This window comes from Salmonella sp. SA14318, assembly GCF_029866905.1.
Classification (GTDB): domain Bacteria; phylum Pseudomonadota; class Gammaproteobacteria; order Enterobacterales; family Enterobacteriaceae; genus Salmonella; species Salmonella enterica.
This window is the reverse complement of sequence record NZ_CP123282.1, coordinates 1,654,419-1,675,336: the sequence shown is the minus strand read 5'-3', so window position 1 is coordinate 1,675,336 and position 20,918 is coordinate 1,654,419. Positions and strand designations below refer to the sequence as shown.

The window sequence follows — 20,918 nt, the reverse complement described above, 5'->3', positions numbered from 1 at the left end:
CGTAAGGCGCTCAACGCGGCTCAAGACAGTTATCTTCTTTCCAGCCGTACAGCCATTCGATACCGCGATAAAACGCCTCTTGCGATTTCCCTTTCCACAAAAGATTACGCACCTGACGCTCCACCCCGGCGGCGTGATAGAGACGCCCCATCTCGCGGGTAGACCAGACGATACGCGCCGTGCGGGGAATACGCACCGACTCATACAGCGCAAATGCCTGCTGCGCGTCGCCGTCGCAGCGTTCCAGCGCTTTGCCCAGCGTGACGGCGTCTTCCAGCGCCATACAGGCGCCCTGGGCCATATATTGCGCCACCGGATGCGCGGCGTCGCCCACCAGAGTGATACGCTCGGTTCCCCATTTCGCGACCGGCTCGCGATCGGCGGTCGACCAGCGGCGCCAGGAGGTCGGCTTATCCAGCATCTGGCGCGGGCGGGGATGAATGCCGGCAAAATAAGAGAGCACCTCTTCTTTACTGCCGTCTTTCACGCCCCACTCTTCTTGCTGGCGGCTGTGGAATGTCACCACCAGATTGTACTGTTGGCCTCCGCGCAGCGGATAATGGACCAGGTGGCAATGCGGGCCTGCCCACAGCACCGGTGCGTTAATACGTAAATCGTCCGGCATATCGTCGCAATCAATCACCGCCCGATAGACTACATGCCCCGTTACGCGCGGCGCGTCGCCGAGTAAACTTTGCCGCACGACCGATTTAACGCCGTCGCAGCCCACGAGAATATCCGCCGTCCAGCTATTTCCCTGCTCATCAAACACCGTAACGTCATCCGGCGTCTGGCGGATATCGACAATATGGGTCGAGGTACGATACTCCACGCCAGGGTGCGTCAGCACCGCTTCCCATACCGTTGCATGAATATCTACCCGGTGAATTACCGCATACGGCCCGCCAAAATGGTCACGGAACGCCTGTCCGGTTTCAATGCATACCACTTCTTCGGCATTCACGGCATCCATCATGGTAATGTGATCGGTAAACACCGCACGCTGGCGGGCAACATCGCCCACACCGAGACTATCCAGCGCCGAAAAAGCGTTCGGCCCAAGCTGAATACCCGCGCCAATCTCGCCAATTTCGTGCGCTTTTTCCAACAGCATGACTTTTATTCCCTGGCGCGCCAGCGACAGCGCGGTCGCCGCGCCGCCAATTCCGCCACCTACAATAATTGCGCTTGTCACGTGAGTCATGGTCATTCTCCTTTTCAGGCCGGGATTTTATCTTGTTGATTTTCCGGCGCGGCGGCAATAAACGCCGGTAGCTGTACGCAGGCGTCATAAACGGCTTTACAGCGCGGATAGCCTGATAAATCGCAGCCCATCCTGAGCGCATTCGCCCACTGAGGAATCAGGCAGCAGTCCGCAAGGCCTGGCGCGTCGCCCACGCAGAATCGTCCGGACTGACTTTTACGCAATAGCTGCTCTACCGCGCTTAACCCTTGCTGTATCCAGTGGGCGTACCAGCGTTTTTTATCCTCTTCGCTAACCTTCAGCTCATCGGTCAGGTAGCGCAACACGCGCATGTTATTGATTGGGTGTATATCGCAGGCGATAGCGTAGACAATTTCCAGCGCCTGGCTGCGCGCCGGGTCGCTCGTCGGCAGCAGCGGCGTTTGCGGAAAATGTCGGTCCAGCCAGTCGACGATGGCCAGCGATTGCCCCAACGATTCGCCGTCATCAGTGACCAGCGTCGGCACCAGGCCTACCGGATTCATCCGTCGGTAGGCCAGCGCATTCTGCTGGCCGATACGAATATTGACGCCCACCGTCTGGTAATCAATCCCCTTTAACGCCAGCGCAATACGTACACGATAAGACGCCGAACTATTAAAGAAACTGTACAGCTTCATCGTTCACCTCAGACAATTTTCACAGCAATCGGCGTCAGACCTTCTACGTTCCCGGTGATGACATCCCCTTTCACCACTGCGCCCACCCCCTCTGGCGTACCGGTGAAAATCAAATCGCCTGGCTGCAATTCAAAAAAGCCGGACAAATAGCTGATGGTTTCATTCACCGACCAAATCAGATGACGAATATCGCTGCGCTGATGGTCTTCGCCGTTAACCTGTAGCCAAATAGGGGCGTTATCCACATTATGCGTTTCAGCAGCTTTGTGTAATGGCGCAATGGGCGCGGAGAGATCGAACGCTTTGCCAATTTCCCACGGGCGTCCCATCTGACGCATTTCCATCTGACGATCGCGACGCGTCATGTCCAGACCGGTGGCGTATCCCCAGACATATTCATGGGCTTTTTCCAGCGGGATATCGCTCCCCTTTTTACCAATCGCCACCACCAGCTCAATTTCATAATGGTAGTTATCGGTCTGCGCCGGATACGGCAGTTCCAGGGTATCCCCCGCCGCTACCGGGACGACAGCGTCCGCTGGTTTACAAAAGAAGAACGGCGGTTCGCGATCGGGATCAAAGCCCATTTCACGGGCATGGGCGGCATAGTTGCGACCCACGCAGTAAACGCGACGTACCGGAAACTGCTCATCACTGCCCGCCACGGGTACTGTCACCGGGGCCTGCGGCTGGAATACATATTTGGTCATGTTCTCTCTCCCTAATTAATAACGTGCTTCGCGGAACAGCCCCAGGGCTTCCTGAACCGGCTTGTCCGAAAAGCTGAATAACACCGTGTCTTCGCTGCTGCGAAACGACACCTCATGCCAGGTCGGCGCCACAAAAATGTCTTTTGCGGAAAAATGAAAAGTTTCGTTGCCGATAGTGACCTGCCCTGCCCCTTCAACGACGTGGTAGATAGTGCTGTCGGTGCTCCGCGCCACACGCGAGGCAAAGCCTTTTGGCAGCAGTTGCAGGAACGCGCCCATCGACGGCATCGGATAACCGCCGGTGACGGGATTAACGTAACGCAGCTTGTAGCCTTCCCACTCATCCGGATCGCCCATACGGGTCAGATCGTGCAACGCCTCGCGACTGCGGTCGTAACGGTAGTTGAAAATCGGCGACGAGTTCCCGCGCTGGTGGCGCAGCGGCAGCATATTCGCTGCATAGCGCGGCAGATAATCGCCCTCTTTTCGCGTCACCGGCTGCTGATCTTCGGGATAGTCTTCCGCAAACCCACAGCCCAGGAGGTTGACTAACGGCAGATCCAGACCATCCAGCCATACCACCGGCTCTGATCCCGGATTACCATGATCGTGCCAGCGCCACTGCGGCGTCAGGATAAAATCGCCGGTATGCATTGGCGTGCGCTCGCCGTCCACCGCGGTAAATGCGCCTTTACCTTCGACGATAAAACGCAGCGCCGACTGGTTATGGCGATGACTCGGCGCGACTTCGCCGGGCAGGATCAGCTGTAAACCAGCGTATAAGGTCGCCGTGATCGACGACTGACCGCGCAATGCCGGATTTTCCAGCACCAGCACCCGGCGGATCGCCTCTTTCGCGCCAATGACATTGCCGCTTTCCATCAGTAGCGGACGAATTTCCTGATAATTCCAGTAGGCCGGCGCGCAGTTGGCGTTTGGCGTCTGCGGTACCAGGTGATGTAACGATTCCCACAGCGGCGTCAGATTCTGCCCGGAAATATGCTGGTAATACTGCTGACGGCTATCTTTTACGTTCTGATTTATTTCAGACATGGAGATTCTCCTTATTCGTTTACGACGCTGGCACGCGGCAGGTCGTCAGGTACAGAAATCGAAAGGCGGACAACCACTGTCAGCAGGGTAAGCATTACCGCGCTGATAGCCGCCGGAATAGCAATGACAAAAAACAACGTATCGAAAGAGAAATTGAGGGCCATCATCATGCCGCCGGAGAGCGAACCGACAATCGCCCCGCAGCGTCCAATGGCGTTCGACCAGCTCACGCCCGTCGCCCGGCTTTGGGTGGGGTACAGCGTCGCCGTCAGAGCATTCAGCCCGACCTGGGAACCGCTAATACCGATGCCGGTACCAAAAATTGCCAGCGCCATCAGCCAAAGGCCGTTTTCGCTCAGGCCTATCATGACAATGCAAACCGCGCCCAGCGCATAGCTCACCGCCAGTACCCGGAACGGGTTAAGCCGGTCCATCAACACGCCGAGTAACAGCGCGCCAAGCGTGCCGCCAACCTGGAATGCGGCAGTCACCCACGACGCCTGTTGCAGATCAATACCGCGATGGTTAAGTAACGTCGGCATCCAGCTGGAAAGCAGATAGATAATGAGCAGGCTCATAAAGAACACCACCCATAACATCAGGGTAATGACAAGTTGTCGCCCGGCAAAAAGCTGGCGAATACTGCCTTTGGCGACGGCTGCCGTCTCATGCAGAAAGAATTGCGTATCGTGATAGCGCTCGCCGGTAATGGCGCTGACCGTCCGGGCGACAACGGCTTGCGGTAGTTGGCGGCGTACCTGCCAGCGGGGAGATTCCGGCAGCGCGAACAGCAGGCCGAAAAACAGCAGCAAAGGCAAGATGCCGCCTAACGCCAGAATTCCGTGCCAGCCAATCAGCGGCACCAGTTGCGCGCTCACAATCCCGCCCATCGCCGACCCCAGGGTAAAACCGCAGAACATCAGCGTGACCAGCGCTCCGCGTCGACGAGCGGGAAGGTATTCCGACGTCATGGTGATGGTATTCGGCATCGCTCCGCCCAGTCCCAGACCGGTTAAGAAGCGCAGCAACACCAGGGTTTCTATATCCGGCGAGAAAGCGGAAAGCAGGCTCAATGCGCCGAATAGCGCCACGCAAAGCTCAATGACCCGCTTGCGGCCAAAACGATCCGCCAGCGGCCCGCATAGCAGCGCGCCGGCCGTAAGCCCCAGCAGCCCTGCGCCAAACAGCGGCGCAAGTTCGCTGGCGCTTAGCTGCCAGTGAGTACGAATATCCGGGGCGATGAAGCCAATCGCGGCGGTGTCGAAACCGTCGAGCATAACCACCAGAAAACAGCAGATGATAACGCGCCACTGCATTTTGCCGACGGGCGCGGCATCAATAAGGGCTTGTAGATCACGTCGTTGAGTCATAGCTAATGCCTCAGTGCAGGGAGATAGATGTTGTTTTTATGTTTGCTATGTTACGAGTTTGTAGAGTGAGCAATAAAATGTACAATGGCTTTTCAGGCAGAGACATAACCTGGAGGTTATAGCGAATGGCGAACTGGGCGCAGAAATTGAAATTACATCACCTGCAAACGCTGGTTGCGCTGGGCGAACAGGGCAACCTGACGCACGTCGCCCGGATGATGAATATCTCCCAGCCGGCGCTATCGAAGTGGTTATCTCAACTCGAAGATGAGATAGGCATCACGCTTTTTGAGCGCCACAGTAAAGGGCTACGCCCCTCGGAAGGCGGTAAATTACTGCTCCAGCACGCCCAGCGCCTAATTAACGATCTGGAGCGTTCACAGTATGAAATCGCCCGTTTCAAGCAGGGCGGCCTGGTTGGCAGCCTGAAGATCGGCTGTTCGCCCGTGGCGACTGACTGCGTATCACAGGCGATTCTGAGCCTGCTTAACGAAATGCCGACGCTGCATCTGAATATTGAAGAAAAGGTAATGACGCCGCTGCTGCACGATTTGCTTGCCGGTCAGGTGGATGTGGTGGTAGGGCGTGTCGGCGGACGCGCCCTGCAACTGCCGCTTAATTATCAGGTACTTTATACCGAGCCGGTCTGCTTTGTGGCGCGTCCGCACCATCCGCTGGCCGCGCGAGCGCAGATTGCCTGGAGCGATCTGGCGCACTGGCGGTGGATAGTCTGGCCAACCGGCACCCCTATTCGCATCAGTATTGATAACGCCCTCGTCGATAACGGCGTCATGCTCCCGGAAAACACCATTGAATCGGCGTCAATGAACGTCAGCACCAATTTGCTGCAAAGCAGCGATATGATCTCTATTCTTTCTTTACGGCTGGCGCAACGCTATGCCAGCCAGGGGCAACTGGCGATTTTAAACTTGCCAAAAATTGAGCAAAAAGGCAGCGTAGGGATGTTCTGGCGTAAGAATGAGACGCCGTCTTTGGCCCTGAGTCGCTTTTTGTATTTTTTAGCCCAGGTTTAACACCGCCGACCAGGGGCATTGCCCGATGTTCCTGCTGTCTATACCCACTATGCTAAGAATTCATGATGTGATCGGTAGCACGTTTTAACGTTTAATTGTATGATGAATCCATCTCATCAAGGGCTTTAAACATGAGTAAGTCACTGAATATTATCTGGCAATATATACGCGCTTTTGTATTGATTTATGCCTGTTTGTACGCAGGCATTTTTCTTGCATCACTGCTTCCTATCACTATTCCCGGCAGCATTATCGGGATGTTAATTCTGTTTGTATTGCTGGCGCTGCAAATTCTGCCGGCAAAGTGGGTTAACCCCGGCTGTTATGTGCTGATTCGTTATATGGCGTTGCTGTTTGTGCCGATTGGCGTTGGGGTCATGCAATATTTTGACTTACTGCGCGCGCAATTCGGCCCGGTGGTGGTCTCTTGCGCTATCAGTACGCTGGTCGTTTTTGTGGTCGTAAGCTGGAGTTCACATCTGATACACGGTGAGCGTAAAGTGGTTGGGCAGAAGGGAACGAAAAAATGATGACATATATCTGGTGGTCGTTACCGCTGACGCTGGCGGTATTTTTCGCCGCCCGCCGACTGGCGGCGCATTTTAAAATGCCGTTGCTGAATCCGCTGCTGGTGGCAATGGTAGTCATTATTCCTTTTCTGTTGCTGACCGGTATTCCCTACGAGCACTACTTCAAAGGCAGCGAAGTACTTAACGATCTGCTGCAACCGGCGGTAGTGGCACTGGCCTATCCCCTTTATGAACAATTGCACCAGATTCGCGCGCGTTGGAAATCCATTATTAGCATCTGTTTTGTCGGCAGTCTGGTAGCGATGATTACCGGAACATCCGTTGCCTTGCTGATGGGCGCAACGCCTGAAATCGCGGCATCGGTACTGCCTAAATCCGTGACTACGCCTATCGCGATGGCGGTGGGCGGCAGCATCGGCGGCATCCCCGCGATCAGCGCGGTATGCGTAATTTTTGTCGGTATTCTGGGCGCGGTGTTTGGCCACACGCTATTAAACGCGATGCACATCCGTACTAAAGCCGCACGCGGGCTGGCAATGGGGACCGCCTCACATGCGCTCGGTACTGCGCGCTGCGCCGAGCTGGATTACCAGGAAGGCGCGTTTAGCTCCCTGGCGCTGGTGATCTGCGGCATTATTACCTCGCTGGTAGCGCCCTTTTTGTTTCCGCTCATTCTGGCGGTAATGCGCTAACGACGGGACAAAAGACCGGGTTAAAATTTGCGATACGTCGCGCATTTTTCATTGAAGTTTCACAAGTTGCATAAGCAATGAGATTTAGATCACATATTAAGACATAGCAGGCCCGTAAACTACGGTTCCATTACATTGTTATGAGGCAACGCCATGCATCCACGTTTTCAAACTGCTTTTGCCCAGCTTGCGGATAATTTGCAATCAGCGCTGGCCCCTATCCTGGCGGACCACCATTTTCCCGCCATGCTGACCGCAGAGCAGGTCTCGACGCTTAAAAATACGGCGGGACTGGACGAAGACGCGCTGGCTTTCGCACTGTTACCTCTGGCGGCGGCCTGCGCCCGTACCGATTTGTCCCATTTTAACGTCGGCGCGATTGCGCGCGGCGTTAGCGGCAACTGGTATTTCGGCGCGAATATGGAGTTCCTGGGCGCCACCATGCAACAAACTGTGCATGCTGAACAAAGCGCGATTAGCCACGCCTGGCTACGCGGCGAAAAAGGGCTCGCCGCCGTCACCGTTAACTACACGCCTTGCGGCCACTGTCGCCAGTTTATGAACGAGCTGAACAGCGGTCTGGATCTGCGCATTCATCTGCCGGGCCGCGCGCCGCATACGTTACGCGATTATCTGCCTGACGCTTTCGGGCCAAAAGATCTGGAGATCAAAACGCTGCTGATGGACGAGCAGGATCATGGCTTTACGTTAACGGGCGATACGCTAACGCAAGCGGCGATTACGGCAGCCAATAAGAGCCATATGCCTTATAGCCACTCACCGAGCGGCGTGGCGCTGGAATGTAAAGATGGCCGTATTTTCACCGGCAGCTATGCGGAAAACGCCGCCTTTAACCCTACGCTTCCCCCGCTGCAAGGCGCGCTAAACCTGCTGAGTCTCAATGGCTATGACTATGCGGATATTCAGCGTGCGATTCTGGCGGAAAAAGGCGATGCAGCATTAATTCAATGGGATGCCACCGCCGCAACGCTGAAAGCGTTAGGTTGCCATAATATTGACCGCGTGCTTCTCGGCTAAGCAAATGTGCCGGATAGCGACGCACTGGCGTCTTATCCGGCCTGACTCTCCTCTCCCGCGACCCGATACAAGGGAAATCATGCTGAAAATCTCCGCAATCAGACGGCGGTTTCTTGCGCTACGTCTTCGGGTACAGTAGCCTGATCGTACTTTCATCCTGGTATCGAGTTTCCTGCATGTTAAAGCGCGTGTTTTACAGCCTGTTGGTCCTGGTAGGCTTGCTGCTGTTGACGGTGCTTGGCCTCGATCGGTGGATGAGCTGGAAAACAGCGCCCTATATCTATGACGAGCTACAGGATCTTCCCTACCGCCAGGTTGGCGTCGTGTTAGGGACAGCCAAATACTATCGCAAGGGTGTCATTAATCAGTACTATCGTTATCGTATCCAGGGCGCGTTAAACGCTTACAATAGCGGTAAAGTCAATTACCTGCTGCTCAGCGGCGACAATGCCCTGCAAAGCTATAACGAACCGATGACCATGCGCAAAGACCTTATCGCGGCGGGCGTCGATCCTGCGGACATTGTGCTTGATTACGCTGGCTTCCGTACGCTTGACTCCATTGTGCGTACCCGCAAAGTGTTTGATACCAACGACTTTATTATCATCACTCAGCGCTTCCACTGCGAACGCGCCTTGTTTATTGCGCTGCATATGGGCATTCAGGCGCAGTGTTACGCGGTACCTTCGCCCAAAAATATGCTGACAGTGCGCCTGCGCGAATTTGGCGCCCGCTTTAGCGCGCTGGCGGATCTCTATATTTTTAAACGCGAACCGCGTTTTTTAGGCCCGCTGGTACCTATTCCCACGCAGCATCAGGTGCCGAATGACGCCCAGGGATATCCGGCCGTTACGCCGGAACAATTGCTTGAACTGGAAAAGAAAAAAGGGAAATGATCATGGATGTACAGACGATATTTGTCATATTAGCCTTTCTGCTACTCCCGCTTTTTTGCTTCCGTGAGGCCTGGAAAGGCTGGCGAACCGGCGCGGTAGATAAAGTTGTCAAAAATGCGCGAAAACCGGTTTATGTTTATCGCCATGCCGATCCCGTACAATATTGGTCTTATCTTTTTCTTTATACCGGTTGCGGTTTTTTATTTACTGGAATGATTATTTATCTTCTTTTTTATCGTTAATCTATTTATTATCCCTTTAAAATTGAGAATAGTTATTATTATGATATAAGGAACAAATGCTGTTTTGCATTCTGGTTTCATTTTTTTGTGAATTCTTTCACAGAATACCCTTCTTTCAATGCTTAGGCTGGCGGTAGATTTTGGATCATTAAAACGCGTTATTTGCGTTTCGCCTTAATTTATTCAAGCATTAAGGAAGATTATATGCCGCAACAAAATTATCTGGATGAACTCACGCCTGGTTTTACGCCATTACTGGCAATAAAAGAGGCTTCGCGTTGTTTATTATGTCACGATGCGCCCTGTAGTCAGGCTTGCCCGGCGCAAACCGATCCGGGGAAATTTATTCGTTCTATTTACTTTCGCAATTTTAAAGGCGCAGCGGAAACTATCCGGGAAAATAACGCGCTTGGTGCTGTCTGCGCCAGAGTCTGTCCGACGGAAAAATTATGCCAGCGCGGATGTACACGTTCCGGAATAGATAAACCTATTGATATTGCACGCCTGCAACGTTTTATTACCGATTTTGAACAGCAGACTGCCATGCAGATTTATCAGCCCGGGAGTAAAACACGCGGGAAAGTCGCGATTATTGGCGCGGGTCCGGCAGGTTTGCAGGCAAGCGTGACGCTCACGCATTTAGGCTATGACGTCACCATTTACGAAAAACAGCCGCAGCCCGGCGGATGGCTGCGTCACGGCATCCCGGCATTTCGTCTGCCGCAAAGCGTACTCGATCAGGAAATTGCCCGCATTGTAGAAATGGGCGTCAATATTAAATGTAATTGTGAGGTGGGCGGGTCGCTATCGCTTGCGCAACTCAAAGCCGAATATCGCGCCGTGCTGATGACCGTCGGGATGTCCTGTGGCTCTGATTTACCGTTATTTGAGCAAGCCAGTCACGTAGAGATTGCCGTTGATTTTTTACAGCGCGCCCGTCAGGCCGACGGCGATATTAGCGTTCCGCGTAGCGCATTAATTATTGGCGGCGGCGACGTAGCGATGGATGTCGCCAGTACGTTAAAAATTCTCGGCTGCCCTTCCGTCACCTGCGTGGCGCGGGAAGAATTAGCCGAATTCCCCGCCAGCGAAAAAGAATTTACCAGCACGCAGGCATTAGGCGTATCGATTATTGATGGCTTTACGCCTGTCGCCGTCAGCGGAAATAAAGTGACCTTCCACCATGTACGCCACTCAGGAGAACTGACGCTGGAAGCGGAAAATATTATTTTGGCCGTGGGGCAGCACGCGCGACTGGATAACTTTGCGGAGATAAAAGCGCAGCATAATATTATCGACACGCACAATTATCAAACCGACGACCCGGCGATCTTTGCCGCTGGCGATATTGTTAAAGGTGATAAGACCGTCGTTTATGCGGTAAAAACCGGAAAAGAAGCCGCTCAGGCTATTCATCATTATTTAGAGGAGGCCTGCTCATGTTAACAAAAGATTTGTCTGTTACCTTTTGCGGCGTTAAGTTTCCCAATCCGTTTTGCCTTTCTTCTTCTCCGGTAGGCAATTGTTATGAGATGTGCGCCAAAGCCTATGATACCGGCTGGGGCGGGATCGTTTTTAAAACCATTGGTTTTTTTATTGCCAACGAAGTCTCTCCACGTTTTGACCACCTGACGAAAGAAGATACCGGTTTTATTGGTTTCAAAAACATGGAGCAAATTGCTGAGCATCCGCTGGAAGAGAATCTGGCCGCCATTCGACGGCTAAAACAGGATTATCCGGATAAGGTGCTGATTGCTTCCATCATGGGGGAAAATGAGCAGCAGTGGCAGGAACTGGCGCGTCTGGTTGAAGAAGCCGGCGCGGATATGATTGAGTGTAACTTCTCTTGCCCGCAGATGACCTCGCACGCCATGGGAAGCGATGTAGGGCAAAGCCCGGAGCTGGTTGAAAAATACTGCCGCGCCGTAAAACGCGGTTCATCTTTGCCAATGCTGGCGAAAATGACGCCGAATATTGGCGATATGTGCGAAGTCGCGCTGGCCGCTAAACGCGGCGGAGCCGACGGTATCGCCACCATCAACACCGTGAAATCCATTACTAACATCGACCTGAACCGCAAAATCGGGATGCCGGTGGTTAACGGTAAATCCAGTATCTCCGGTTATTCAGGAAAAGCGGTGAAACCCATTGCGCTGCGTTTTATCCAGCAGTTGCGAATGCACCCTGATCTGCGCGATTTCCCGATTAGCGGTATCGGCGGCATTGAAACCTGGGAAGACGCTGCCGAATTTCTGCTGCTGGGCGCGGCGACCCTACAGGTGACGACAGGCATTATGCAATACGGTTACCGCATTGTAGAAGATATGGCGAGCGGCCTCAGCCACTATCTGGCCGATCAGGGATTTGCCTCATTACAGGAGATGATCGGACTGGCGAATGGCAATATTATCCCGGCGGAAGACCTGGATCGCAGCTATATCGTCTATCCGCGGATTAATCAGGAGAAATGCGTCGGCTGCGGACGTTGCTATATCTCCTGCTATGACGGCGGCCATCAGGCGATGGAGTGGGATGAACACAGCCGCACGCCGCATTGCAATACGGAAAAATGCGTCGGTTGTCTGCTGTGCGGTCATGTCTGCCCGGTCGCCTGTATTGATTTAGGCGAGGTCAAATTTAAAAAAGGCGAAAAAGAGCACGCGTTAACGCTGTAGCTCGCGGTATGAAGCCCGGCGCGCAGTTTCGCTGCGCCGGGTTATCTGATAAGCAAAGTAATAGGTCTGGATAACTACTTCTTACGCGCGTATTTCAGCGAGTCCAGCGCCACGGCGAAAATGATAATGCCGCCTTTGATGATGTACTGCCAGTACGGGTTTACCCCGATATAGGTCAGGCCATAGTTGATGACGGTAAAGATAATGACGCCGGTCACCACGCCGAAGACCGTCCCCACTCCGCCGCTAAACGATACGCCCCCGACCACGCACGCGGCAATCGCATCCAGTTCATACATAAAGCCGAGGTTGTTGGTGGCAGAACCAATACGCCCTGCTTCCAGTAAGCCGCCGAAGGCATAAAACACGCCGGAGAGCGCATAAATCATCAGCAGGTTCAGCGCCACGTTTACGCCAGAAACTTTCGCCGCTTCCGGGTTGCCGCCAATAGCAAAAATGTTTTTACCAAAGCGGGTCTTATTCCACAGCACCCAGACAAACGCTACCGCAATCAGAGCGTAAAAGGTGATGTATGAGAGCCGGAAACTGCCCATCGCCACAAAGCCCTGTGCAAAGGTGGAAAAGCCGCTGTCAAAGCCGGAAATGGGCGAAGCGCCGACAAAGTCATAGTAAAGGGAGTTGATCCCATAAACGATAATCATCGTGCCAAGCGTGGTAATAAACGGCGTCACGTTCAGGTAAGCAATGATGATGCCGTTCACCAGGCCAATCACCGCGCCAATCGCGCAGACAATCAGGATGACCAGCGCAATCGGCATGGTCGCCATTTCCGGAAACACTTTATTGGCGTTTTCCATTGATTGCAGTAATGTTGCCGCCACGACCGCCGCCAGCCCTACCTGACGCCCCGCCGACAGGTCTGTCCCCTGGGTGACGATGAGTCCCGCCACGCCCAGCGCGATAATAATACGTACCGAAGATTGCGTCAGAATATTACTTAAATTCAGCAAACTTAAAAAAGTCGGGTCCTGGAAAATAATAATCGCCAGCAACACTAAAAGAACGACGTAAATTCCGCCCTCTTTCAGCCAGGTCAAAAAGCTTTTCTTGTTTAACGCACTCATAAGGAGCCCCTGATCTTAAAGGTGCAAAGAAGCAAGACGCAAAATTTCGTTTTGCGTTGTTGTTTTAGTATCGACAATGCCGGAAACGAGACCGTTACTCATCACCAGGATACGATCAGTAATCCCTAACAGCTCCGGCATTTCAGAAGAGATAATGATGATCCCCTTGCCTTTTTTCGCCAGTTCCGCAATAAGCTGATAAATTTCAAATTTTGCGCCGACATCAATGCCGCGGGTCGGTTCGTCCAGCATTAATATTTCCGGCTGCGTTAATAGCCAGCGACCAATGATCACCTTTTGCTGATTGCCGCCGGAAAGTGAACCAATTTGCGTGCGATGCCCCGGCGTTTTTACCCGCATGGAATCAATGACCCATTGGGTGTCGCTTTTCATCCGGGAATTATCCAGTAACCCCACTTTATTTTTATAATTACGGATATTCGAAATTAATGAGTTAAATCCGATATCCAGATAGGCATAAATTCCGGTGGAACGACGCTCTTCCGTCACCAGCGCAAAACCGTGGTTAATCGCTTCGTTCGCAGTGTGATTATTAATTTTCTTACCATGTAAAGTGATTGTCCCGGACGACTTCTCACGAATGCCAAACAGCGTTTCGACGATATCGGTACGCTTTGCCCCAACCAGACCGGCAATGCCCAGAATTTCGCCCTTGTGCAAATCAAAGGAGACATCGCGAATGGAAGGCTGGCGCAGCGAGGTCAGGTGACGAACCTCCAGAATCACGTCGCCCGGCTTATTTTCTTTATCCGGAAAGCGCTGGTTCAGGGAACGCCCGACCATCATCGCAATGATCTTATCCATATCCAGCCCTTCCAGCGGCTGGGTGGCAATCCACTGACCGTCGCGCAAGATAGTAATTTCATCGCACAATTGAAAAATTTCTTCCATTTTATGCGAGATATAAACAATTCCGCAGCCACGTTCTTTCAGCTTGCGAATAATGGTGAACAGATGATTAACCTCTTTCTCAGTTAACGATGAGGTCGGTTCATCCATAATAACGATCTTAGCGTTATAGGAAAACGCTTTCGCAATTTCGATCATCTGCATTTGCGAAACGGATAACGTTCCTACGCGCGCGCGTGGGTCAATATCGATATCCAGTTCATCAAATATCGCTTTGGTATCCTGGTACATTTTATCCTGGTCGACAAACATACCTTTGGTGGGATAACGTCCCAGCCACATGTTATCCATGACCGAACGTTGTAATACCAGGTTTAACTCCTGGTGTACCATCGAAATCCCATTCTCCAGCGCTTCTTTCGCCGAATGGAAGTCCACTTCTTTTCCCTGAAATACAATGCTGCCGGAATCTTTTTGGTAAATACCGAAAAGACATTTTAATAATGTTGATTTGCCTGCGCCGTTTTCGCCCATTAATGCATGAATAGAGTGCGGACGAACGTTTAAGTTGACATTATCAAGCGCTTTCACGCCGGGAAATGATTTGTTAATGCCACGCATTTCCAACAAATATTCACCCGACGACGGAGAGATCGTGCTGCCCATAATGATACCCTGTCGGCCTTTTTAATTATGACTATCCGCGCCGGATGGCAAAAGAAATACGTTATCCGGTCTGCGGCACGTCACCCTTCCACGGTTTCAGGGCGCAACAAAATTGCGCCCACAGACGGAAAAGTTATTTTTGGGTAAATTCGCTCAGATTGTCTTTGTCCACGCCGACATAAGGCACGCGCACGATTTTGTTCTCAATCTTCCAGCTGGTGCCGTCAGCCGCGCCCTTGCCTTCGGCGAGGTTTTTCGCCAGATCGAATGTCGCTTTCGCCTGATTGTTGGCGTCATTCAGTACCGTACCGGCCATCGCGCCCGATTTCACCAGCGCCAAAGCTTCCGGTAACGCATCGACGCCAAAGACCGGAATCGACGATTTATTATGCGCTTTCAGCGCCTCTACCGCGCCCATCGCCATCGCATCGTTATTCGCGATAACCACTTCAATCTTGTTAGCGTTCGGGCCAGACAGCCAGGCATCCATCTTATCTTTTGCCTGCGCGGTATCCCACATGGCGGTGTCTAACGCCAGTTGCTCGGTCTGAATACCTTTAGCATTTAACTCTTTCACCACATACGTCGTACGGGCTTCAGCATCCGGGTGCCCCGGCTCGCCTTTCAGCAGAACATACTGAATTTTACCGTCTTTATTCAGATCCCAACCCTGATTCGCCTGCCAGTGTTTGGCAATCAAGTCGCCCTGAATCACACCGGATTCTTTAGAGTCAGTCCCGACATAATACGCCTTGTCATAGCTGTCCAGCGCTTTGCGGGAAGGCTCTTTGTTAAAGAACACCACCGGCACATTTTGCCCGCGCGCTTTCTCAATCACCGTACCGGCGGCTGCCGGGTCGACCAGATTAATCGCCAGAGCTTTAACCCCTTTCGCCAATAAAACGTCAATTTGATCATTCTGTTTAGATTGATCGTTTTGCGAGTCATTCATCAGTAGCTGAACATCCGGCGCGGATTTGCCATCTTTTTCAATAGCCTTACGCACCACGGACATAAAGTTATCGTCATATTTATAAATCGTCACGCCAATACGAGTATCAGCCGCGTGCGCGTGCGCGCCGAATAACAGACTTGCCATCACGGCAGAAAGGGTCAGTACCTTCTTATTCATGGTAGCTCCGGTTTTATTATGTAGGGTATAGCGTAAAAAAATGCCCGGCTGTTCAGCACGTTAACGCGTGTTACTGAACGCCGAAGCGTATTTAGAGCCTATCCCACCAGGCGTTATTGGCGCAGCCAGTTTGGACACGGACAGCGCGCAAAAACCGGAGCGTACACGTAGTACGTGAGGTTTGACTCGCTACGCTCGCCCTTCGGGCCGCCGCTAGCGGCGTTCAAAACGCTAACGCGTTTTGGCGAGCACTGCCCAGGTCCAAAATGGCAAGTAAAATAGCCCTAATGGGATAAGCTCTTATTCAACTCTTTATTTTTGTCCGGTAGTCGCGGGATATTGTGATAACGGTTTTTATAAGCGAAATACCCCAGCAAAACTGACAACTAACTGTTACACATTAGTTACAGTGCGACAAACGTTGTCATCATAGCTATCACAATGTTAATAAACTGTGAATTTACTCACAGATTGAAAACGGTTACATGCGGGGCGTAATCAGTTAGTGATCAGTACCGCATTCTGTCGCCACGCCACCGAATGGCGCCGTACCAGGGTCGGCATGAAGCAGTGCGTCGCCGTGATATCCAGCGTGCCTGCGGCCCCCTGTAACGCCAGCTCGGTCGCGATTTTCGCCATAGAAGCAATAGGATAGCGCACGGTAGTCAACTGAGGATCGGTATAACGAGCAATAGGGATATCATCGAAACCGATGACAGACAGATGCAAGGGAATGGCGATGCCGTTATCTTTTAACGCCGTCAGCGCGCCCGCCGCCATGTTATCGTTATAGGCAAATACCGCCGTCAGTTGCAGATTGCGTCCCAGCAACTCAACCATTGCCGACTCGCCGCCCTGCATATCCGGCGTGCCGGTGCCAATCCAGCTCTCCGACGCAGCAACCCCCTGCTCTTGCAGCGCGTGTAACCACCCTTCTCTGCGCATCGCGTCATCTTCAATACGGTGGCTGGAGGCCAGGTAGCCGATGCGTTGATGTCCATTATTCAGCAACATTCGGGTCGCCATTCTGGCGCCGCTCACATTGTCGAGACAGACACAACGATGCGCATAACCCGGCACGATACGGTTAATCAGCACCATACCGGGGATCTGATCCATAAAGTCGCTCAGCTCGCGATCGGTTAAGGCTTTTGAGTGAACAATCAATGCGTTACAACGCTGACGGATCAAGACTTCAATCGCATGGCGCTCTTTTTCCGCCTCATGATAACTGTTGCCAATGAGAACATATTTCTGGTGCTGCTGCGCGACCAGATCTACGGCTTTCACCAGAGCGCCGAAAAAGGCATCGGAAACATCCATGACCACGACACCGATGGTATCGCTCACCTGGGTGGCCAGCGCTTGCGCATTCGCATTTGGCCGATATCCCAGCAGGGTGACGGCCTGCATAACGGCGTCACGGGTGTCGGGACTGACCAACGCGCTGTTATTCAGTACGCGGGAAACGGTCGCTACAGACACGCCAGCCTGGCGCGCTACATCACGAATGGTGATCATATTCACTGCCCTGTTTGAGTTCAAAAATGCTCACAAATGCCCCGTTAGCAGGCGGCTATTTTGTCAGCACCCTGCCCAGGGCTGCGTGAGAAACATCACAGGGATGGAAACGGTTACAGCCATTTTGTTAATGAATGTGATCCAGATCGTTATCTGAGCGATCCTGACGCGCGCAACGTGAGTTGACGCCATAACCACTCGACCGGTCCCTGTCGCCAGAAACGTAGCCAGATGACGGAAAAGAGAAGGTTTATTGCCCATACCGGAACGACAAAGAACAAGAGTTCCAGTCGATTGAATTTCATAAATAAGCCAAACTGATAAAACAGCGTGGTACAGATGATCGTCTGCAGCAGATAATTGGTCAGCGCCATTCGCCCTACGCAGGCAATGGCAAGCGTCAGTCTGCATCGGCTAAGCTGCGGCCAGAAGCCAAACATCAGCGCGGCATAGCCCAGCGTTTGCAACGGCGCGCTCAGTTCGCGCGGCGCCTGCAATAAGAAGGCGCACCAGCGGTACGCCCAGTCCAGCCGCCATTGTAAAATGACCGCAGGCAGGTTGATCATTAGCCCTAACGCCACCAGCAGAACCCCGGTACGGCGATAGTGCCGCAGACTGTACTGACCTTTCAGCCAGCCGCTACGCATTAGCGCGGCGCCCAGCAGCATCATACCTGCCAGTTGCCAGCCATACTGCGCGCCGAGCGCCAGTAAACTATTTGACAGCATCTCTGCCCGGTTGCTGATAGCCTCCATGCCGCCGTTCAGCTTCCAGTATTTTTCATACAATATTGCCGACGCATCCGGCGTCCAGGCGCGGCTGGTTTCGCTACTCGATACCACGCCCAGCAGCAGTAGCACGCCAATCCCGACCAGATAAAGGAGTATGCCGGTATTGAACAGGCTTTTTACCGAAGGCGCGTCGCGTACCAGTCGCCAGCAAATTAATCCGACCAGACCGTAGGCCAGCAGAATGTCGCCGTCCCAAAAGAATAACGCATGGATAAAACCTAACAGTACCAATAGCGTCAAGCGCGACTGAATCCACTGTTTACCACGCGGAAGCAGCATTTGTAGCCCCGCGCCAAACAACAACGCGAACAGCGTAAGAAACTTAGCCTGCGCCACAATATCGAGAATCGCCCAGGACCAGGCGTCTTCGGGAACGATCGCGCCGTACCAGGCGGGATTGAGATAAGCCGCCTTCGGCAATCCAAAGGCGCTAATGTTAAGAAGCAGGATACCGAGGATAGCGACGCCACGTACAAAATCCAGCGTGACATTACGTTCCATCGTCTCCGCCTTAATCATGGATGATGGCGAACGGCACGCAGAAACTCCTGGCGCGTATTCTGGCTGGACTTAAACAATCCACCCAGCGACGTCGTCGTCGTGGCGCTGGTTGCGTCACGAATACCGCGCGCTTTCACGCAGTAATGCACCGCATCAATCGATACCGCTACATTATTGGTGCCGAGCAAGGTTTGCAGCGCCGTCAGAATTTGTTGGGTCAAACGTTCCTGAACCTGTGGACGCTGGGCGAAGAATTGCACGATGCGGTTAATTTTCGACAGGCCGATCACGGAATCTTTGGGGATATACGCGACGGTCGCTTTGCCATCAATGGTCACGAAGTGATGTTCACAGGTGCTGGTCAGCGTGATATCGCGGACGGTGACCATTTCATCCACCTTCATTTTATTTTCAATGAGGGTAATTTTCGGGAAATTGGCATAGTCGAGGCCGGCGAAAATCTCGTCAACGTACATCTTAGCGATACGATGCGGCGTTTCCATCAGACTGTCATCGCTCAAATCGAGATTCAGCAACTGCATAATCTCAGTCATATGCCCTGCGATAAGGCTTTTTCGCGTTTCATTATCCAGTTCATCCATAGGCGGGCGCAGCGGCGTTTCCAGCCCCCGGGCAACCAGCGCGTCATGAACCAGGGCCGCTTCTTTACTGAGTGATGGCATTAATCGTGTTCTCCTGCAGGTGTGGCGCCTCTGCCCTGCATGGGGCAAAGTTTGTCAATATTGTGACAGTGTGATTATTGTGCGTGAGGTAGCGCACATAATCCAGTATTCACGCCCATAATTGTTGAAATTGTCGCTGCCTTTCATGACATCTTTTCCGGTGCGAGAATGATGGCAGGACAAAGGGCATATTTGTTAACGCAACGTTATTTAAATGATGAAGCATGTTTATGTATTACGGAAGTGAAAGTTACTCACAACGCGGTGAATAATCTGTATTATGAAGAATCTGCATACCTTATCAGGTTCACCATAAAAGGAGCCCCCGCATGGAAATGCTCGAAGAGCACCGATGTTTTGGCGGCTGGCAGCAGCGCTGGCGTCATCATGCCGCCACGCTAAACTGCGCCATGACATTCAGCATTTTTCTTCCGCCGACTCAGGATAATGAACCGCCTCCGGTACTGTACTGGTTGTCCGGGTTGACCTGCAATGATGAGAATTTTACCACCAAAGCAGGCGCGCAGCGTATCGCAGCAGAACTGGGCATTGTATTGGTGATGCCGGATACCAGTCCACGCGGTGAACAGGTCGCCGACGATAGCGGATACGATTTAGGCCACGGCGCCGGGTTTTATCTCAATGCCACACAGCCGCCCTGGGCCAGCCATTATCGCATGTACGATTACCTGCGCGATGAGCTTCCGGCGCTTATCCAGACACAGTTTAACGTCAGCGACCGTTGCGCCATCAGCGGGCACTCGATGGGCGGCCACGGCGCATTAATCATGGCGCTGAAAAATCCAGGCAAATACACCAGCGTCTCTGCTTTTGCGCCTATCGTCAACCCCAGCCGCGTGCCGTGGGGAATCAAAGCGCTTACCGCTTATCTCGGCGAAGATGAATCAGCCTGGACTGAGTGGGATAGCTGCGAATTAATGCTGGCCAGCCAGCCGCAGGACGCCATTCCTGTGCTCATCGATCAGGGCGACAGCGATCAATTCCTCGCCGATCAGCTTCAGCCCGCCGTACTGGCGGAAGCCGCGCGGCAAACCGCCTGGCCGATGACGCTACGAATCCAGCCTGGCTACGATCATAGCTATTATTTTATTGCGTCCTTCATCGAGGACCATCTGCGCTTTCATGCCCGGTATTTACGGGACGAGCGTGAGACGTCACCAACATAATGAATTTTCCAGCGCCGCGCTGTAGTTCACCTCCTCCGACTGCGGCGCGGAAGATTTATTATTTAAATCCGCGGCCTGCTGGCGTACCTGAAGGCGGCCGCTCCCCTCTCCGCCTTCATAACTTTCGTGAAAATTACGCAGCTCGGATTCAAACAGCACCGCATCGAGATTATGCAACTTATCCAGCGCCCGCAGGAGAGAAATTAACGTATCAAGATTGAGCCCTCCCCCCTTCTCGATACGCTTGATGGTAGCGATGCCAACGTGCGCGCGATCGGCAAGCTGCTGCTGGGTCATCGAAAGAGACAGACGCGTCTCCTTTAAGCGGGCGCACAACGACAGGATAATCTCGTCGTTATTCATCGTATTGTATTTCACG

Annotated in this window: 21 protein-coding genes; 9 read left to right on the top strand and 12 right to left on the bottom strand. The window is 52.9% G+C overall.

Annotation, left to right across the window (positions count from 1 at the left end; all coding sequences use genetic code 11):
* Positions 1 to 10: 10 nt before the first annotated feature.
* Genes QEN32_RS07820 through QEN32_RS07800 form a run of 5 tightly spaced genes read right to left on the bottom strand, consistent with a single transcriptional unit; the run spans position 11 to position 4,996 of the window.
* Positions 11 to 1,204: a 3-hydroxybenzoate 6-monooxygenase gene (locus QEN32_RS07820; protein ID WP_000150103.1), complete on the bottom strand. Its 1,194-nt coding sequence runs from the start codon at positions 1,202 to 1,204 to the stop codon at positions 11 to 13.
* A 14-nt stretch (positions 1,205 to 1,218) separates the two neighbouring features.
* Positions 1,219 to 1,863, bottom strand: coding sequence for a maleylacetoacetate isomerase (gene maiA / locus QEN32_RS07815; protein WP_000781183.1), 645 nt, complete (start codon positions 1,861 to 1,863; stop codon positions 1,219 to 1,221).
* A gap of 8 nt (positions 1,864 to 1,871) precedes the next feature.
* A complete protein-coding gene (locus QEN32_RS07810) occupies positions 1,872 to 2,573 on the bottom strand; it encodes a fumarylacetoacetate hydrolase family protein (RefSeq protein ID WP_000170621.1) in 702 nt (233 codons plus the stop codon).
* Positions 2,574 to 2,588: 15 nt separating this feature from the next.
* Entirely contained in the window at positions 2,589 to 3,626 is a 1,038-nt protein-coding gene (gene gtdA, locus QEN32_RS07805) for a gentisate 1,2-dioxygenase (RefSeq protein ID WP_001289857.1), read from the bottom strand.
* A gap of 11 nt (positions 3,627 to 3,637) precedes the next feature.
* Positions 3,638 to 4,996, bottom strand: a complete 1,359-nt coding sequence (locus QEN32_RS07800) for an aromatic acid/H+ symport family MFS transporter (protein ID WP_023201136.1) — start codon at positions 4,994 to 4,996, stop codon at positions 3,638 to 3,640.
* A 125-nt stretch (positions 4,997 to 5,121) separates the two neighbouring features.
* Here QEN32_RS07800 and QEN32_RS07795 point away from each other — a divergent pair, with 125 nt between their 5' ends.
* The 8 genes from QEN32_RS07795 (at position 5,122) to preA (ending at position 12,103) form a co-directional block, all read left to right on the top strand.
* The gene (locus QEN32_RS07795; protein WP_000024658.1) at positions 5,122 to 6,030 is read left to right on the top strand and encodes a LysR substrate-binding domain-containing protein; all 909 of its coding nucleotides are present in this window, start codon (positions 5,122 to 5,124) and stop codon (positions 6,028 to 6,030) included.
* A gap of 131 nt (positions 6,031 to 6,161) precedes the next feature.
* A complete protein-coding gene (locus tag QEN32_RS07790; protein ID WP_000045719.1) occupies positions 6,162 to 6,560 on the top strand; it encodes a CidA/LrgA family protein in 399 nt (132 codons plus the stop codon).
* Positions 6,557 to 7,252 carry a CidB/LrgB family autolysis modulator gene (locus QEN32_RS07785; protein ID WP_000989296.1) on the top strand — a complete coding sequence of 232 codons (696 nt, stop codon included), beginning with the start codon at positions 6,557 to 6,559 and terminating at the stop codon, positions 7,250 to 7,252. The genes QEN32_RS07790 and QEN32_RS07785 overlap by 4 nt, the downstream gene beginning before the upstream one ends.
* A gap of 153 nt (positions 7,253 to 7,405) precedes the next feature.
* Entirely contained in the window at positions 7,406 to 8,290 is an 885-nt protein-coding gene (cdd, locus tag QEN32_RS07780) for a cytidine deaminase (protein ID WP_000553526.1), read from the top strand.
* Between the two features lie 176 nt (positions 8,291 to 8,466).
* The gene (sanA, locus tag QEN32_RS07775) at positions 8,467 to 9,186 is read left to right on the top strand and encodes an outer membrane permeability protein SanA (RefSeq protein ID WP_000920081.1); all 720 of its coding nucleotides are present in this window, start codon (positions 8,467 to 8,469) and stop codon (positions 9,184 to 9,186) included.
* Positions 9,183 to 9,428, top strand: coding sequence for a DUF2542 family protein (locus QEN32_RS07770; RefSeq protein ID WP_000605187.1), 246 nt, complete (start codon positions 9,183 to 9,185; stop codon positions 9,426 to 9,428). The genes sanA and QEN32_RS07770 overlap by 4 nt, the downstream gene beginning before the upstream one ends.
* 204 nt (positions 9,429 to 9,632) lie before the next feature.
* Complete coding sequence (locus QEN32_RS07765) at positions 9,633 to 10,874, top strand: NAD(P)-dependent oxidoreductase (protein ID WP_001136404.1); 1,242 nt, start codon at positions 9,633 to 9,635, stop codon at positions 10,872 to 10,874.
* The gene (gene preA / locus QEN32_RS07760) at positions 10,868 to 12,103 is read left to right on the top strand and encodes an NAD-dependent dihydropyrimidine dehydrogenase subunit PreA (RefSeq protein WP_265322274.1); all 1,236 of its coding nucleotides are present in this window, start codon (positions 10,868 to 10,870) and stop codon (positions 12,101 to 12,103) included. Before QEN32_RS07765 ends, preA begins: the two co-directional genes overlap by 7 nt.
* Positions 12,104 to 12,177: 74 nt before the next feature.
* Here preA and mglC read toward each other — a convergent pair whose 3' ends face one another.
* The 6 genes from mglC to folE form a co-directional block, all read right to left on the bottom strand.
* Positions 12,178 to 13,188 carry a galactose/methyl galactoside ABC transporter permease MglC gene (gene mglC / locus QEN32_RS07755; RefSeq protein ID WP_001275101.1) on the bottom strand — a complete coding sequence of 337 codons (1,011 nt, stop codon included), beginning with the start codon at positions 13,186 to 13,188 and terminating at the stop codon, positions 12,178 to 12,180.
* Positions 13,189 to 13,203: 15 nt separating this feature from the next.
* Entirely contained in the window at positions 13,204 to 14,724 is a 1,521-nt protein-coding gene (mglA, locus tag QEN32_RS07750) for a galactose/methyl galactoside ABC transporter ATP-binding protein MglA (RefSeq protein WP_000535913.1), read from the bottom strand.
* A gap of 133 nt (positions 14,725 to 14,857) precedes the next feature.
* Positions 14,858 to 15,856, bottom strand: a complete 999-nt coding sequence (gene mglB / locus QEN32_RS07745; protein ID WP_001036938.1) for a galactose/glucose ABC transporter substrate-binding protein MglB — start codon at positions 15,854 to 15,856, stop codon at positions 14,858 to 14,860.
* Between the two features lie 498 nt (positions 15,857 to 16,354).
* Complete coding sequence (gene galS, locus QEN32_RS07740; protein ID WP_000628634.1) at positions 16,355 to 17,377, bottom strand: HTH-type transcriptional regulator GalS; 1,023 nt, start codon at positions 17,375 to 17,377, stop codon at positions 16,355 to 16,357.
* Positions 17,378 to 17,526: 149 nt separating this feature from the next.
* Entirely contained in the window at positions 17,527 to 18,669 is a 1,143-nt protein-coding gene (gene yeiB, locus QEN32_RS07735; RefSeq protein WP_001518079.1) for a DUF418 domain-containing protein YeiB, read from the bottom strand.
* Between the two features lie 14 nt (positions 18,670 to 18,683).
* Entirely contained in the window at positions 18,684 to 19,352 is a 669-nt protein-coding gene (folE, locus tag QEN32_RS07730; protein WP_001139611.1) for a GTP cyclohydrolase I FolE, read from the bottom strand.
* A 329-nt stretch (positions 19,353 to 19,681) separates the two neighbouring features.
* Between folE and fghA the strand changes: the two genes are divergently transcribed.
* On the top strand, positions 19,682 to 20,539 hold the full coding sequence (fghA, locus tag QEN32_RS07725; protein WP_000425488.1) for an S-formylglutathione hydrolase: 858 nt from the start codon (positions 19,682 to 19,684) through the stop codon (positions 20,537 to 20,539).
* On the opposite strand, the gene QEN32_RS07720 is transcribed toward fghA, so the two are convergent.
* Positions 20,528 to 20,917: a helix-turn-helix transcriptional regulator gene (locus tag QEN32_RS07720; RefSeq protein ID WP_000876817.1), complete on the bottom strand. Its 390-nt coding sequence runs from the start codon at positions 20,915 to 20,917 to the stop codon at positions 20,528 to 20,530. The two genes, fghA and QEN32_RS07720, sit on opposite strands and share 12 nt — an antisense overlap.
* Position 20,918: the final 1 nt, after the last annotated feature.

Coding starts and splice junctions, on each gene's coding strand:
- QEN32_RS07820 (WP_000150103.1), bottom strand. CDS start 1,204: ATGACTCACGTGACAAGCGCAATTATTGTAGGTGGCGGAATTGGCGGC.
- maiA (WP_000781183.1), bottom strand. CDS start 1,863: ATGAAGCTGTACAGTTTCTTTAATAGTTCGGCGTCTTATCGTGTACGT.
- QEN32_RS07810 (WP_000170621.1), bottom strand. CDS start 2,573: ATGACCAAATATGTATTCCAGCCGCAGGCCCCGGTGACAGTACCCGTG.
- gtdA (WP_001289857.1), bottom strand. CDS start 3,626: ATGTCTGAAATAAATCAGAACGTAAAAGATAGCCGTCAGCAGTATTAC.
- QEN32_RS07800 (WP_023201136.1), bottom strand. CDS start 4,996: ATGACTCAACGACGTGATCTACAAGCCCTTATTGATGCCGCGCCCGTC.
- QEN32_RS07795 (WP_000024658.1), top strand. CDS start 5,122: ATGGCGAACTGGGCGCAGAAATTGAAATTACATCACCTGCAAACGCTG.
- QEN32_RS07790 (WP_000045719.1), top strand. CDS start 6,162: ATGAGTAAGTCACTGAATATTATCTGGCAATATATACGCGCTTTTGTA.
- QEN32_RS07785 (WP_000989296.1), top strand. CDS start 6,557: ATGATGACATATATCTGGTGGTCGTTACCGCTGACGCTGGCGGTATTT.
- cdd (WP_000553526.1), top strand. CDS start 7,406: ATGCATCCACGTTTTCAAACTGCTTTTGCCCAGCTTGCGGATAATTTG.
- sanA (WP_000920081.1), top strand. CDS start 8,467: ATGTTAAAGCGCGTGTTTTACAGCCTGTTGGTCCTGGTAGGCTTGCTG.
- QEN32_RS07770 (WP_000605187.1), top strand. CDS start 9,183: ATGATCATGGATGTACAGACGATATTTGTCATATTAGCCTTTCTGCTA.
- QEN32_RS07765 (WP_001136404.1), top strand. CDS start 9,633: ATGCCGCAACAAAATTATCTGGATGAACTCACGCCTGGTTTTACGCCA.
- preA (WP_265322274.1), top strand. CDS start 10,868: ATGTTAACAAAAGATTTGTCTGTTACCTTTTGCGGCGTTAAGTTTCCC.
- mglC (WP_001275101.1), bottom strand. CDS start 13,188: ATGAGTGCGTTAAACAAGAAAAGCTTTTTGACCTGGCTGAAAGAGGGC.
- mglA (WP_000535913.1), bottom strand. CDS start 14,724: ATGGGCAGCACGATCTCTCCGTCGTCGGGTGAATATTTGTTGGAAATG.
- mglB (WP_001036938.1), bottom strand. CDS start 15,856: ATGAATAAGAAGGTACTGACCCTTTCTGCCGTGATGGCAAGTCTGTTA.
- galS (WP_000628634.1), bottom strand. CDS start 17,377: ATGATCACCATTCGTGATGTAGCGCGCCAGGCTGGCGTGTCTGTAGCG.
- yeiB (WP_001518079.1), bottom strand. CDS start 18,669: ATGGAACGTAATGTCACGCTGGATTTTGTACGTGGCGTCGCTATCCTC.
- folE (WP_001139611.1), bottom strand. CDS start 19,352: ATGCCATCACTCAGTAAAGAAGCGGCCCTGGTTCATGACGCGCTGGTT.
- fghA (WP_000425488.1), top strand. CDS start 19,682: ATGGAAATGCTCGAAGAGCACCGATGTTTTGGCGGCTGGCAGCAGCGC.